Raw genomic sequence first — 900 nt, 5'->3', positions numbered from 1 at the left:
CGCAGGCCCATAGTTCCGAAAGATATCTGCGATCTCCAGCCGTGGGCGCGGCATCCACCCGCGCCGCTACTCCAGTCCTCGCCTGACGGTGTGATCCTGCAGTTTCTCCAACATCTCATAGGGACTGACGGTGCCGCGAATGGTTTTGGTCGCGACATGCGTATAGCGCGCCGTCGTGCTGAGCTTGGAATGTCCCAAAAGCACCTGGATCACTCGAACATCCGTTCCGGCCTCGAGCAGGTGCGTTGCAAAGCTGTGGCGCAGGGTATGCAGCGTAGCGGGTTTGTTGATACCGGCCATGTGTTTGGCCGACGTGAACGCACGGTTCAGCTGACGCGGTGACAAAGCCATGATCTTGGGTTTGCCCGGAAACAACCATCCCTCAGGCCGCGCTTCCCGCCAATAGTCGCGGAGCAAATCAAGCAATGCAGGCGACAACATGGCCTTGCGGTCCTTGTCATTCTTACCTTCATACACATGGATCAACATCCGGTCGCTGTCGATGTCCGAGACCTTGAGATTGCAGACCTCGGATGCCCTCAGCCCAGCACCATAGCTGATGCCTAAAGCCGCACGATATTTGAGCCCCGGCCCTGGAACCGCCGCCAGCAGATCGCCCACTTCTTCGACACTCAAAACAACGGGCAACTTCTTCGGCTTGCGCCGGAACTGCATGTATCGCTTCATCTCCTCACGACCGCAGGTCATGCCTTAGAAGAACCGCAAAGACACGATCCTGGCATTGAACACGCCGGTCGAGACCCCGGTGTCGGTCATGTGAAGCTGATACGCGCGCAGCTCGTCCGGCGTTGCTGTGTCAGGGGACCGCCCGATGAACTCGGCAAAATACCTGACCGCCCGGATATGAGCCTGCTGGGTCTTCGGCGTCATGCCACGAAT

1 pseudogene is annotated in these 900 nt (G+C 58.6%); it reads right to left on the bottom strand.

What is annotated here, in order from left to right:
- Window positions 1-66: 66 nt before the first annotated feature.
- Window positions 67-900, bottom strand: a pseudogene (locus ACR0EO_RS22095) (tyrosine-type recombinase/integrase); the annotation flags it as partial.

This window comes from Ruegeria sp. BE9 (genome assembly GCF_056538765.1).
Note: the sequence above shows the minus strand (reverse complement) of the source record. Positions and strands in the feature narration are given on the sequence as shown.